The 13,444-nt window shown below is 73.7% G+C and carries 12 protein-coding genes; 10 read left to right on the top strand and 2 right to left on the bottom strand.

The genetic code is table 11. The features are described from left to right. Positions 1 to 55: 55 nt before the first annotated feature. Positions 56 to 751, bottom strand: a complete 696-nt coding sequence (nucS, locus tag ACYVKZ_RS01805) for an endonuclease NucS (protein WP_460990313.1) — start codon at positions 749 to 751, stop codon at positions 56 to 58. A gap of 119 nt (positions 752 to 870) precedes the next feature. Between nucS and ACYVKZ_RS01810 the strand changes: the two genes are divergently transcribed. Both ACYVKZ_RS01810 and ACYVKZ_RS01815 read left to right on the top strand, forming a co-directional pair. Continuing rightward, a complete protein-coding gene (locus tag ACYVKZ_RS01810) occupies positions 871 to 1,215 on the top strand; it encodes an ATP/GTP-binding protein (protein WP_460990314.1) in 345 nt (114 codons plus the stop codon). A gap of 23 nt (positions 1,216 to 1,238) precedes the next feature. After that, positions 1,239 to 2,027 (top strand): alpha/beta hydrolase, encoded by a 789-nt coding sequence (locus ACYVKZ_RS01815; RefSeq protein WP_460990315.1) that lies wholly within the window; start codon positions 1,239 to 1,241, stop codon positions 2,025 to 2,027. Positions 2,028 to 2,048: 21 nt separating this feature from the next. Here ACYVKZ_RS01815 and ACYVKZ_RS01820 read toward each other — a convergent pair whose 3' ends face one another. Next, positions 2,049 to 3,365, bottom strand: a complete 1,317-nt coding sequence (locus ACYVKZ_RS01820; protein WP_460990316.1) for an AI-2E family transporter — start codon at positions 3,363 to 3,365, stop codon at positions 2,049 to 2,051. A gap of 181 nt (positions 3,366 to 3,546) precedes the next feature. On the opposite strand from ACYVKZ_RS01820, the gene ACYVKZ_RS01825 reads away from it, so the two are divergent. From ACYVKZ_RS01825 to ACYVKZ_RS01860, 8 genes are all read left to right on the top strand, one after another. Then, positions 3,547 to 5,316: a hypothetical protein gene (locus tag ACYVKZ_RS01825; protein WP_460990317.1), complete on the top strand. Its 1,770-nt coding sequence runs from the start codon at positions 3,547 to 3,549 to the stop codon at positions 5,314 to 5,316. A gap of 95 nt (positions 5,317 to 5,411) precedes the next feature. Beyond that, positions 5,412 to 6,395, top strand: a complete 984-nt coding sequence (locus tag ACYVKZ_RS01830) for a co-chaperone YbbN (protein ID WP_460990318.1) — start codon at positions 5,412 to 5,414, stop codon at positions 6,393 to 6,395. A 172-nt stretch (positions 6,396 to 6,567) separates the two neighbouring features. Next, positions 6,568 to 7,341 carry an ABC transporter ATP-binding protein gene (locus ACYVKZ_RS01835; RefSeq protein ID WP_460990319.1) on the top strand — a complete coding sequence of 258 codons (774 nt, stop codon included), beginning with the start codon at positions 6,568 to 6,570 and terminating at the stop codon, positions 7,339 to 7,341. Further along, the gene (locus ACYVKZ_RS01840) at positions 7,326 to 8,924 is read left to right on the top strand and encodes a transporter (RefSeq protein ID WP_460990320.1); all 1,599 of its coding nucleotides are present in this window, start codon (positions 7,326 to 7,328) and stop codon (positions 8,922 to 8,924) included. Before ACYVKZ_RS01835 ends, ACYVKZ_RS01840 begins: the two co-directional genes overlap by 16 nt. Before the next feature lie 52 nt (positions 8,925 to 8,976). Next, positions 8,977 to 9,759, top strand: a complete 783-nt coding sequence (nagB, locus tag ACYVKZ_RS01845; protein WP_460990321.1) for a glucosamine-6-phosphate deaminase — start codon at positions 8,977 to 8,979, stop codon at positions 9,757 to 9,759. 29 nt (positions 9,760 to 9,788) lie between these two features. Then, a complete protein-coding gene (locus ACYVKZ_RS01850; protein ID WP_460990322.1) occupies positions 9,789 to 10,100 on the top strand; it encodes a DUF3039 domain-containing protein in 312 nt (103 codons plus the stop codon). Positions 10,101 to 10,104: 4 nt separating this feature from the next. Then, positions 10,105 to 11,568, top strand: a complete 1,464-nt coding sequence (locus ACYVKZ_RS01855; protein WP_460990323.1) for an MFS transporter — start codon at positions 10,105 to 10,107, stop codon at positions 11,566 to 11,568. Then, on the top strand, positions 11,565 to 13,415 hold the full coding sequence (locus ACYVKZ_RS01860; protein ID WP_460990324.1) for a DEAD/DEAH box helicase: 1,851 nt from the start codon (positions 11,565 to 11,567) through the stop codon (positions 13,413 to 13,415). The genes ACYVKZ_RS01855 and ACYVKZ_RS01860 overlap by 4 nt, the downstream gene beginning before the upstream one ends. Positions 13,416 to 13,444: the final 29 nt, after the last annotated feature.

A 13,444-nucleotide genomic window follows, 5' to 3' on the forward strand; every position in this document is an offset into this window, starting at 1 on the left:
CCGTTCGGCCGCCGTGCGGGGCCGGTGGGCGCCCCGGGGCGGGCCTCCGCGGGGCTCAGAACAGGCGCGACTCGACGTCGTCCACACCGCGCATCGCGTCGTAGTCGAGCGTCACGCAGTCGATCCCGCGGTCGGCCGCCAGGACCCTCGCCTGGGGCTTGATCTGCTGCGCGGCGAAGATGCCCCGCACCGGCGCGAGCAGCGGGTCGCGGTTGAGGAGCTCGAGGTAGCGCGTGAGCTGCTCGACGCCGTCGATGTCGCCACGGCGCTTGAGCTCGACGGCGACGGTGGCGCCTGTCGCGTCACGGGCGAGGATGTCGACCGGGCCGATCGCGGTGAAGTACTCGCGGCGGATCAGGCTGTAGCCCGGCCCGAGGGTCTCGATCTGCTCCGCGAGCAGCCGCTGGAGGTCCGACTCGACGCCGTCCTTGATGAGGCCGGGGTCCACGCCGAGCTCGTGCGAGGAGTCGTGCAGGACCTCGTGGACGTTGACGATCAGCCGGTCGTCCGTCTTGGCCGACTGCACGGCCCACTGCTCGAGGACGCCCTCCTCGAGCTCGGCCTCCGCCGGGGAGAGGACGCGCAGCGTGGCCGGCGGGCTCATCCAGTTCAGCGGCTTGTACGACCCGCCGTCCGAGTGGACGAGCACCGAGCCGTCGGCCTTGACGACGAGGAGACGGGTCGCGAGGGGCAGGTGGGCCTTCAGGCGGCCCACGTAGTCGACGGAGCACCGGGCAATGACGAGTCGCACCCGAGCACTCTACCGTGGCGGCCGCGGCCGCCCGGGCGCGGGCGACGGGCAGCCCGGGGAGAGGGCCAAGGGCGCCCGATGGAGCAGGGATGGGACGCCGGGCACGGCAGAATGGAGCCATGCCGCGCTCGAACCGCCCCCGACGCCGCCCTGCCGCCCCCCGCAGCGACAGGGACGCCGCGGAGGCGCGCGAGGGCCGGGACGACGTCGATCCCGAACGTGTGCTCGCCGGCTTCGCCCGCCTTGAGTCGGCTCCGGATGGCGACTGGCGCGTCCGGCAGGTGACCACGCGCAGCGCGGCGAAGGTCTACACGTGCCCCGGCTGCTCGCGCAGCATCCCGCCGGGGACGGCCCATCTGGTGGTGTGGGCCGACGACCACCTCTTCGGCGAGGAGGCCGGCATCGCGGAACGCCGTCACTGGCACACGCACTGCTGGCGCACCCGCACGTACCGCTACCGGTAGGCCCCTTCGATACTGTGGGGGCCATGAGCTTCGACCCCTCCTCGTACGTGTTCACGGCGCCCGACGGCCCCGCGGCCATCCGCGCCAACACGGTCCTGCCCGCCCGCCGCGAGAACATCGAGCTGCGCACCGAGGATGGGCTCACGCTCGTCGGCGAGCTCGCCCTGCCGCAGGACACCGAGCCGGTGGCGACGCTCGTCACGCTCCACCCGCTCCCCACCCACGGGGGCTTCATGGACTCGCACGTCTACCGGAAGGCGTCCTTCCGGCTCCCCGCGCTCGCGGGCATCGCCGTCCTGAGGTTCAACACCCGCGGGACCTCGAGCCCGCGCGGGACGAGCGGCGGCCGGTTCGAGGAGGGCATCGGCGAGCGGGCCGACGTCGAGGCCGCCGTGCGCTTCGCGGCCGACCGCGGGCTCCCGCGCCGGTGGCTCGTGGGCTGGTCCTTCGGCACCGAGCTCGCGCTCAAGTACGGGGCGGTCGCCCCGGTCGTGGACCAGATCGAAGGCGCAGTCCTGCTCTCGCCGCCGCTGCACCGCGCGGGCGACGCCGACCTCGACGCGTGGGCGGCGTGCGGCAAGCCGATGACGGTGCTCGTCCCGGAGTTCGACGACTACCTGCGCCCCGTGGAGGCTGCCCAGCGGTTCGCGCGCGTGCCCCAGGCGCGGGTGGTCGGCGTCGAGGGCGCCAAGCACCTCTGGGTGGGGGAGAAGTTCGTGCAGCGGGTCCTCGGCGAGGTGGTCGACGACGTGCTCGGCACCTCCGGCGAGCTTCCCGCCGTGTGGGAGGGGCCGACGGCGACCGCCTCCTAGGCCGCGCGCCGGATGCTCGGGCTAGTGCTGGTCCTGCCGCGTGATGAAGACCTCCCGCATGAGCAGCATCACCGAGGCCGCGGTGGGGATCGCGATGAGGGCCCCGAGCACGCCGAGGAGGCTGCCGCCGGCGATCACCGAGATCACCGCGACCGGGCCGGGCACCGCCACCGCGCGCTGCATGATGCGCGGGGAGATGAAGTACGCCTCGAACTGGAGGTAGGCGAAGTAGGCGGCGGCCATGATGACCGCCGTCTGCCAGCCCGACGTGAGCGCGACGAGGGAGATGATCGTCCCGGCGACGACGCCGCCCACGAGCGGGATGAACGCCAGGAAGCCGACCATGAAGGCCAGCAGCGCGGCGAAGGGCACGTTGAGGACGGTCATGACGATGAAGGCGAAGGCGGCGTTCAGGGCCGCGACGCAGACCTGCCCGATCACGTAGTTGCCCACCGACCGGGTGATCTCCTCGCTGAGCGCCTGCACCCGCACCCGGCGGGAGCGGGGCGCGAGCCGGTAGGCCCACTGCTTCATCGCCGGCATGGCCGAGAGGAAGTACAGGCTGAGCACGACGACGATGAGCACCCCGAACAGGGAGTTCGCCACGGTCGTCCCGAAGCCCAGGACCCCGCCGAACAGGTTCGTGACGGCGGTCGAGTCCTGGCCGAACTTCTGCAGTTCCTCGGTCACCCGGGTCTTGATGCCGAACTGCTCGTCGATGCTCTTGTAGAAGTCCGAGGCCAGGAAGTCGTTGATCCACGTGGGCACGTTGTTCACGAGCTGCGAGATCTGGTCGACCATCGTGGGGATGAGCGTGCCGAAGAACGCGCCCAGCACGGCGAGGAGCGCGAGGATCGTCGCGGCGATCCCGAGCGCGCGCGGGACGCGGTGAGACTCGAGCCACCGCACCACGGGGTCGAGCCCGAGGGAGATGAACAGGGCCGCGAGGATCCACAGCAGCAGCTGGGTGGTGTGCGCCGCGATGTAGTACAGCGCGAGCGCGATGCCCACGCCGACGGTCCCCATGAAGCCCATGTAGACGGGGTTCCGGGTCGAGACCCGCGGTCCCGGCTCGCCGAGGCCCCGGTCCCTCGACAGGGGCGCGAGGGGGCTGCCCTCTTCCGTCTCCGCCAGGGGCGGCATCTCGAACCGCACCCGCGGCTGGGCGCCCGGGAGGGGGGTCCGCAGGCGCTGGGCAACGCTGCGCATGAAGTCCCTGCCGCCATGGTGCTCGGCGGGGTCGCCGCCGCCGATCACCGGATGCTTCACCGGGGGGTTCGTCCCCGCAGCGGAGGGAGACTCCGGCTCGACTGGTTCGGGCTGGTGGTTCTCTCCCACGCCTCTGCCTTCTTCTAGGGTCCGGACGGGCCGGAGGACGACCGGCGCCGAGGGTTCGGCTGCGGTGGACTGCAGCCCCCGGGCCCACTGCGCACACCCTACCAGCCGGTCCGATCTGACCCGATGGTCACGATTTGGTTACCATGGACAGGTTCCCTTCCCCCGACGTGAGGTATTTCCTGTGCGATTGAAGACCGCAGCCGCGCTCCTGCTGCTCGGCCTTGTAGCCCTCGTGGCCGGCATCGGCCAGCTCACCTGGTGGGCGCCCGCCGATCAGGTGACCGCCACGGTCCCCGCCGGCACCCCGGCCTCCCCACTGACCGTGATCGATGCGAAGCTCAAGGACCTCCGAGGGGGAGAGGCGACGCTGACCGTCCACGGCAACGGCAACTTCGTGCTGGCCGCGGCGCGGCCGGACGACATGGCCGCCTGGGTCGGCAAGGCGGCGCACACGACGATCGACGGCGCCTCAGACGACGGCAAGGTCCTCAAGGCGACCCACACCGACGGCGAGGCCACCTCGCCGAACCCGGCCGGCGCCGACCTGTTCGCCACGACCCAGAACGCGAACGGCACCCTCGACTACCACTGGGACCTTCCGGACTCCGGTGACTGGCAGCTCCTCCTGGCGAGCGACGGCAAGGCCCCGGCGCCCCAGGATGTGACGATCACGTGGCCGAGCCACGCGACCATGCCGTGGGCAGTCCCGCTCATCGTCATCGGCGCACTCCTCATCCTCGCGGCCGCGGCCCTGGTACTGCTGCCGCGGCTGCGCGGCGGCCCCCGCCGCCCGGGCCCGGGCGCAGGCGGGCCGGACGCGGAGGGCCGCGACCGGCGTCGTGCTTCCGCGGACGGCGGGCCCGCGACGACCGCGATCCCCCCAGCGCCCGGCCAGGCGCCCGGCGCCGCCCCGGGCGCCGCACCCGGCACGGCGCAGCGCACCGCGGCGCAGCCCGCACGCCGTCGCCCGCGGGCTGCCCGCACCTCGGCGGCCCTCGCGGCCGTGCTCGGCCTGGGCGGGCTTGCCGCAGTCCCGGCGCAGGCTGCGACCGCGCCCGCCCCCAGCCCGGCCGAGGCCGGGACCCGCGTGGTGGTCGAGGACCAGCTCACGCGCATCCTCGACCAGACTGCGAACGCGGTCCAGGCCGGCGACGACGCAAAGGACGCCGGCAAGCTCGGCGCCCGAGTCGACGGCTCCGCGCTGCTCGCGCGCCAGCAGAACTACAAGGTGCGCGCGGCCGTCTCCAGCGCCCCGGCGATCGCCCCGGTGCGCTCGTCCAAGCTGCTCACCACCGTGGTGACCACTCAGAGGTCCTGGCCGCGCACGGTCATCGCGGTCACCCAGGGCCAGGGCAACACCACCCCGCAGCTCCTGACGCTGCGCCAGGCGTCCGCCCGTGAGAACTACAAGCTCATCGAAGCCGCGCCGCTCCTGCCGGGCGCGACCTTCCCCGGGACCCCCAAGTCCGGCGCCGAGCAGCTCTCGCTGGACGACAAGGCGGGACTCGCGGTGAGCCCCAAGGACGCGATCGCGGGCATCGCGGACCGGCTCTCCAACGCCAACAGCGCCTGGAAGGGCAGGATCCCGGACAACGCCTACATCAAGGACACCTTCGGCTACCAGGCTGACATCGCCAAGGCCGCGGACGCGACGTTCACCTTCAAGCACACGCCCGTGGGCAACGAGGCGGCCGCCTTCCGCGCGGCCGACGGCGGCGCGATCGTGATCGCCCCCCTCGACTTCACGGTCGAGGGCACGCCGAAGGCCTCCGGCGACAAGGTCACGCTGCAGGACGACGCCGCGGCGCTCGCCGGCGGCAAGGAGGCCACGAAGAAGGCGACCCTCACGTTCCGCGAGTCGGTCATGCTCTACCTCCCCAAGGACGGCGGCCCGCAGCAGGTGACCCTGATCGGGGCGACCCGGAACCTCTCCGGAGCCAGCGTGAGCTGACGCCGGACGTCCAGCGCCGAACCGGCCGGGGCGGGGCAGCACCCATGCGGTGCGGCCCCGCCCTCGCCGTTCGGGCGCTTCGCTAAGCTGGACCCATGAGCGTTCCCGGTTCTCGCCAGCCCCAGCCGCAGCTGAACTTCCGCGGCGCCGTCGACCTCTCGGCCCTCAAGGCGCGCGCGACGGCGGCCCCGCCCGCCTCCGCCTCCCACCCGGCGCCGGCCCCCTCGGGGCAGCCGGCGGCCCCGGCCGCGCCGGCTCCCGGCGCCCCGGGCTGGATCGAGCTGGACGAGCGGACGTTCGGCGAGGTCGTCCAGCGTTCGGCGACCGTGCCCGTCGTCGTGCTCCTGTGGGCCTCCTATTCGCCCGAGTCCCAGCGGCTGCGCGACGAGCTCGGCACCATCGTCTCCTCATACTCCGGGCGGCTGCTCTACTCCGCGGCGGACGTCGAGGCCTTCCCGCAGCTCGCCCAGGCGTTCCAGGCCCAGGCCGTCCCGACCGCCGTCGCGATCCTCAAGGGCCAGCCCATCCCGCTGTTCCAGGGCGCGGCGTCCGAGCCGCAGGTCCGCCAGCTCCTCGATGAGCTGCTGCGGGTCGCCGCGGCCAACGGCGTCACGGGCACCGCGGACGGCGTCCCCGCGGCCGAGGCGGAGCCGGAGCTGCCGCCGCTGCACCAGGAGGCCTTCGACGCGATCGACCGGGGCGACTTCGCCGCTGCCGAGGCCGCGTACCGCAAGGCGCTCGCCGAACAGCCCGCGGACCGCGAGGCCAAGGCGGGCCTGGCCCAGGTCCAGCTCATGGCCCGGGTGGCGGACGTGGACCAGCCGGCGGCCGACGCCGCCCGGGCAGCCGCCGCGGCATCGCCCGACGACCTCGCCGCCCAGCTCCAGGTCGCGGACCTCGACGTGGCCGGTGGCCACGTGGACGATGCCTTCTCGCGCCTCGTGGGCTTCATCTCCCGGACGGGCGGCGAGGACCGGGAGGCCGCGCGCGTCCGGCTGCTCGAACTCTTCGAGGTGATCGGTGCCGCCGATCCGCGGGTGGCCGCGGCGCGGCAGCAGCTCGCCCGGGCGCTCTTCTGAGAGCCTGTTCCTCTGAGCCTGTTCCTCCGCTGAGGCCCGAGCTCCTCTGGAGCTGATCCTCTTCTGAAGCCATCCACTTCTGAAGCCGGCGCGCGGGGTCATCCTCAAGGCTGAGCCGATCCTCATCCTCGGGGCTCATCCCCGGCGCGGCTGGCCTTGCTAGCGTGGTGGCATGGAAGCTCCCAGCCCGGCCGCGGCCGCCGCGCTCTCCCTCCGGGGCCTCGTGAAGACCTTCGGCGGCAAGCCCGCCGTCAACGGGATCAGCCTCGACGTGCCCGCCGGCTCGTTCTACGGCATGGTCGGGCCGAACGGGGCGGGGAAGACGACCACGCTCTCCATGGCCACGGGGCTCCTCCGTCCGGACGCCGGCACTGCCGCCGTGCTGGGCGTGGACGTCTGGGCCGACCCGCTCGGCGCGAAGCGCCTGCTCGGGGTGCTTCCGGACGGCGTGCGCCTCTTCGACCGGCTCAGCGGGGAGCAGCTGCTGACGTACGCGGGGCTCCTGCGGGGCATGGACCGTGCCACCGTTGCCGGGCGAGCCCGCGACCTGCTCGAGGCCTTCGACCTCACCGACGCCGCCCGCACCCTCGTGGTGGACTACTCGGCCGGCATGACGAAGAAGATCGCCCTCGCCGCGGCCCTCGTCCACGCGCCGAGGGTCCTCGTGCTGGACGAGCCCTTCGAGTCGGTGGACCCCGTCTCGGCCTCCGGGATCCGCAGCATCCTGGCCGACTTCGTGCGCTCGGGCGGCACCGTCGTCGTCTCGAGCCACGTCATGGACCTCGTGCAGCGCATGTGCGACCACGTCGCGGTCGTGGCCCAGGGCCGGATCCTCGCGGCCGGGACCGTGGACGAGGTCCGCGCGGGGGCTTCCCTCGAGGACCGGTTCGTCCAGCTCGTGGGCGGACCCGGGCGGACGGGGGGACTGTCGTGGTTGCACACCTGATCCGGCTCAAGCTGACCCTGCTGCGCAACGGCCTCCGGCGCAGCCCCTGGCAGCTGGTGGGCGTGATCGTCGGCGCCCTGTACGGGCTCTGGATCCTCGCGCTCGCGCTCGTGGGACTCGTGGCCCTCAGGGCGGTCCCGACCGCCCTCGCCGAGACCGTGCTGGTGCTCGCCGGCTCCCTGCTCGTGGTGGGCTGGGCGCTGACCCCCATCCTGCTCTCGGGAATCGACCTCACACTGGATCCGGCACGGTTCGCGCTGTACCCCATCCCGCTGCGGCAGCTCCTCGTCGGGCAGGCCGCCGCCGGGCTCATCGGCGTGCCGGGCGTGTGCACCGCGCTCGCCCTTGCCGGGACGATCGTGACGTGGGCCCGAGGCGGCCTCGTCGTCGCCGTGGCCGTGCTGGGGGCGCTGCTCGCGCTCGCGCTGTGCGTGGTGGCCAGCCGCCTCGTGGCGAGCGTCGCGGCCGAGCTGGCCTCCTCGCGCCGGTTCCGCGACGTGAGTCGCATCCTGTTCATCGTGCCGATCATGTTCCTCGGCCCCGGCATCTCGCTGCTCGCTCGCGGCATCGGCGAGGGCGGCAGCACCGCCGTCGCCCGGGCCGCGGCCGTGCTCGGCTGGACGCCGCTCGGCTCGGCCTTCTCGGCGCCGGCCGCCGCGGCCGAGGGCAGGCTGGGGGAGGCGGCCGCGAAGCTGCTGATCACCGCCGCAGCGCTCCTCCTCGCGGCCTGGGGATGGTCCTGGGCGCTCGCGCGCGCCCTCGAGAACCCCGGAAGCCGCGCCTCCGGGCGTGCGCCGGCCCCGCGCCGCGGCCTCGGCGCCTTCGGCTGGATGCCCGCCTCGCCGGCGGGCGCCGTCGCGGCCCGCGCGCTCACCTACTGGATCCGCGACCCGAGGTACACGACCGGGCTCATCGTGGTGCCGCTGCTGCCTGTGGTGCTCTACGTCGCCTCCGTGGCCGGCCGGCACAGCTCCGGCTCGGTGCTCGAGGGGCCGTTCCCGCTCGCCGGGCCCATCTCCGCCTTCGTCCTGGCCTGGTCCATCTCCGCCGACGTCTCCTACGACTCGACGGCCTTCTCGATGCACCTGGCGGCGGGGGTGCGCGGCTGGGCCGACCGGCTCGGGCGCGCCGGGGCGCTGCTGCTGTTCGCCCTCCCCGCCGTGGCGCTCATCAGCGCGGTCCCGTTCGCCCTGGCGGGGGACTGGGGCCTCTTCCCCGCGCTCCTCGGGCTGGCCCTCGGGGTGCTGCTCAGCGGCATCGGGCTGTCCTCCGTGGTCTCGGCGCGCTACACGGTGGCCGTGCCGCTGCCCGGGGAGAGCCCGTTCAAGAAGCCCGCCGGCAACAGCGCCCAGACCTTCCTCGTCCAATTCGGCGGCATCGCCGCACTCGGGGTCCTCGCGGCACCCGAGATCATCCTCACGGTGCTCGCAGCGGCGACCGGCGCCGCGGGCTTCGCCTGGGCAGCCCTCGGCGCCGGCGTGCTGCTCGGCGGCGCGCTGCTCGCCGCAGGGGTGGTCCTCGGCGGGCACCTCATGGACGCCCGCGGCCCCGAGCTGTACGCGAGCCTCGTCCGGGGGCGGTGATCGCCCAGCACCGGCCGGGATGCAACGCCACCGAGCGACGGGAGAACCCACCATGGAAGTCGTCATCGTCAAGGACGCACGCGAGGTCGGCAGGACAGCGGCCTCCGCCGTCGCCGCCCTGCTGCGGCGCCGGCCCGAGGCCGTGCTCGGCCTCGCGACCGGGTCCTCGCCCCTGCCCGTCTATGACGAGCTCGCCCGCCTCCACGCCGAGGAGGGGCTGGACTTCTCCCGCGCCCGGGGGTTCGCGCTGGACGAGTACGTAGGCCTGCCCGCGGACCAGCCCGAGTCCTACCGCTCCGTGATCCGCCGCGACTTCGCCGGGCGCGTCAACATCGACCCCGCGCGCGTCCACAGCCCCGACGGGGCCGCGGCCGACCTCGAGGCCTCGTGCATCCGCTACGAGCAGGCCATCGTCGACGCCGGGGGAGTGGACCTCCAGATCCTCGGCATCGGAACCGACGGCCATATCGGCTTCAACGAGCCGGGGTCCTCGCTGGCCTCCCGCACCCGCATCAAGACCCTCACCGAGCAGACCCGACGCGACAACGCGCGGTTCTTCTCCTCCCTCGACGAGGTGCCGCGCCACGTGGTGACCCAGGGCGTCGGGACCATCATGGCCGCGCGCCACGTGGTGCTCGTGGCGACCGGTGCCCTCAAGGCCGAGGCCGTGCACGGGCTCGTGGAGGGACCGGTCACCGCGATGTGCGTGGGGTCCGTCCTGCAGTTCCACCCGCACACCACGGTGATCGTGGACGAGGCCGCCGCCTCCGCGCTGGACCTCGCCGACTACTACCGCCACATCTACGAGAACAAGCCCTCGTGGCAGGGCCTGTGACTGGGGCGGCCCCGCCCGCCGGGGCTAGCATGGACCCCATGAGCACCATGCCCCCGGACCCGTTCGCCGACGACCCCCGCGACCCCGGCCTCGGCGGCTCCACCGCCACGATCGAGCGCGAGGAGCTGCGCGAGGAACTCGAGCCGGGCGACCGCGAGCGCTTCTCCCACTACGTGCGCAAGGAGAAGATCATGGAGTCCGCCCTCACCGGCGAGCCCGTGATCGCCTTGTGCGGCAAGGTCTGGACGCCCGGCCGGGACCCCAAGAAGTTCCCCGTGTGCCCCACGTGCAAGGAGATCTACGAGGGCCTGCGCCCGAGCAACGACGACAACCAGCCATGACCCCGTGACGGCGCCTGTGGGGGAGGGGCCCCACGGGCCTGACGCGTCCTCGCCGCGCCCGCGGGGGCTCCTGTCCGCCGCGTACCGGGGCCTCGTGGTCGGGCTCCTGGCGATCGTCACGTGCAGCGCCTTCGAGGCGATGGCCGTGACGACCGCAATGCCTGTGGTCGCCGCCGACCTCGGCGGGCAGCGGGCCTACGGCCTCGCCTTCTCGCTGTTCCTCACCGCGTCCCTGGCGGCCACCGCCGCCGCGGGCCCGTGGTGCGACCGGGCCGGCCCGCGGCCCTCGCTCCTGGTCGGGCTCGTCCTCATGACCGGCGGCCTCCTGCTCGCCGGCGGGGCGTGGGACTTCGGCGTCTTCACGCTCGGGCGCATGGTCTCCGGCGCGGGCACCGGCTTCATGATCGTCCCGCTCTACGTGATCATCGGGCAGGCGCTGCCCTCGGCCCTCCAGCCCGTCCTGTTCAGCTGGTTCTCCGCCGCCTGGGTCCTCCCGTCCCTCGTGGGGCCCTACATCTCCGGACTGCTCGCCCAGCATGCGAGCTGGCGGTGGGTGTTCTTCGGCGTCGCCCCCATCGTCATCGTGGCTGTCGTGCTCGTCTGGCCGCGGGTCCGCGGGCTCGGGGCGCCGGAGGAGACCTCTCTCGCGCCGGGCGAGGGGCGACGCCGCGCCCTCCTGGGCGTGGTCCTCGCCGCGGGCGTCGCGGCGGCGCAGTGGGCCGCCCAGTCCTGGACCGACCCCGGCGCGCGGGCCACCGTCCCGCCGGCGCTGCTCGCCGCCGTCGTGCTCTGCGGGGTGGCCGCGGTCGCGGCGACGGCGCCCCGGCTCATGCCGCGCGGGGTGGCCCGAGTGGCCAGGGGACTGCCCGCCGTCATGGTGGTGCGCGGCCTCCTGACGCTCGCCTTCTTCGGCGCCGAGGCGTTCATCCCCCTCATGCTGGTCGACGCCTACGGGCTCGAGCCCTCGGTTGCCGGGCTCGCCCTCACCGGCGGGGCGCTCGGCTGGACCGTCGGCTCGTTCGTGCAGGCGCGCGGCTGGCTGGGCAAGCCGACCTTCCTCGTGCTCGGCTCCGTGGTCCTGACCGTGGGGCTCGGCTCGATCGCGGGCGTGGTCGCCGCAGCCGCCGCGCCGTGGCTCCTGGCCGTCGCGTGGTTCCTCGCGGGGTGCGGGATGGGGCTCGCCACGACCACGACCTCCGTGCTCGTCCTCGACCTGAGCGAGGCCGCGGACCGGGGGCGCAATTCGGCCTCGCTGCAGATGGCCGATATGCTCGGTGGAGTGATGGGAACCGCCGGAGCTGGAACGCTGTACTCGCTGCTGCTGACGCCGGAGGCCGTTCCCGGGCCCGGCGTCTTCGCCCTCCTGGCCGCCGCCCTGACCCTCTCCGCATTCCTGTCGGCCTTCGCCGGCGCGAGATCCGCCGTGCCCTCGGCCGTGGCGTCGGCGACCGATGAGGACCTCGCGTGAGGGAAACGCTCTTCGGTGGGCCGTCGTCGTCGAACGCCGGATCCTCGGCGGCTGACGGCGGCGCCCCGCTCCCGCAGGGCTCTCCCGCCCTCCCGCAGGCCTCTCCCGCCCTCCCCCCTGCCTATCCCGAGCGCGCTGCCTGGGGCACCGCCCCCAAGCTGCGTGCCTGGCAGCAGGAGGCGCTCGAGAAGTACCTCGAGCGCGCGCCCAAGGACTACCTCGCGGTCGCGACGCCCGGCGCCGGAAAGACCACCTTCGCGCTGCGCGTCGCCTCGACGCTCATCGAGCGCGGTCAGATCAACCGGGTGACGATCGTCGCCCCCACCGACCACCTCAAGCGCCAGTGGGCGGACGCCGCGGCCCGCGTCGGGATCGCCATCGACCCCAACTTCAAGAATGCCGACGGCCAGCACGGGCGTGGATTCATGGGCGTCGCCGTCACCTACGCCCAGGTCGCGAGCAAGCCGCTCCTGCACCGGGCCAAGACGGAGGCCGCGCGCACGCTCGTCATCCTCGACGAGATCCACCACGGCGGCGAGTCCCTCTCGTGGGGCGACGGCCTGCGCGAGGCCTTCGACCCCGCCGTGCGGCGCCTGGCGCTGACCGGCACCCCCTTCCGGTCCGACACCTCGCCCATCCCGTTCGTCGAGTACGCCGAGGACAAGGACGGCATCCGGCGCTCGAAGGCGGACTACACGTACGGCTACGGGGAGGCCCTGCGGGACCACGTGGTGCGGCCGGTCATCTTCATGGCGTACTCGGGCCAGATGCGCTGGCGCACGAGCGCCGGCGAGGAGATGGCAGCCTCCCTCGGCGAGGCCGCGGTGACAAAGGACGTCACAGCCCAGGCATGGCGGACCGCGCTGAACCCGCAGGGGGAGTGGATCCCCGCCGTCCTCGCCGGCGCGGACCGCCGCCTCACCGAGGTGCGGCGCACGGTGCCCGACGCCGGCGGCCTGGTCATCGCGACCGACCACGAGGACGCCCGCGCCTACGCCGGGCTCCTGAAGAAGATCACGGGCGAGTCGCCGTCGGTCATCCTCTCGGACGACGCCAAGGCCTCGGGAAAGATCGAGGAGTTCTCCGCCGGGACGCAGCGCTGGATGGTGGCCGTGCGCATGGTGTCCGAGGGCGTGGACGTCCCGCGCCTCGCGGTCGGCGTCTACGCGACCTCCACCTCGACCCCGCTCTTCTTCGCCCAGGCCGTGGGACGCTTCGTCCGTGCGCGGCGGCGGGGGGAGACGGCGTCGGTCTTCCTCCCCTCCGTTCCCCAGCTCATGGCGCTCGCCAACTCGATGGAGGCCGAGCGGGACCACGCCCTCGACCGTCCCTCGAGCGGCGAGGACGGGCTCATGGACCTCGAGGAGTCCCTCATGGACGAGGCCAATCGCGAGGAGAAGGCCTCCGACACCCTCGTCAAGGGCAAGTACGAGGCGCTCGAGTCCCAGGCCGCGTTCGACCGCGTCCTCTTCGACGGCGGCGAGTTCGGGATGGGCGGCGACGTCGGCTCCGACGACGAGCTCGACTTCCTCGGCATCCCCGGCCTCCTCGACGCCGACCAGGTCGCCACGCTGCTGCGGCAGCGGCAGCAGGAGCAGGTGTCCCGGCGGGGCTCCAGGCCCACGTCCTCGCCCGCCGGCGTGCCCGACCACCGCCGGCTCATGGACCTGCGCAACGAGCTGGCCAAGAACGTCTCGGCGTGGAGCGCGCGGACTGGCACCCCGCACGGCGTGGTGCACAACAAGCTGCGCGAGCTGTGCGGCGGGCCGGCCGTGGCCCAGGCGGACGAGGCGCAGCTCAAGGCCAGGCTCTCCAAGCTGGCCGACTGGTTCGTGGGCCGCACCTGACCCCCGGCCCCCAGGCCTCTGGGAGTCAC

The sequence above is a fragment of the Sinomonas soli genome (assembly GCF_054782415.1).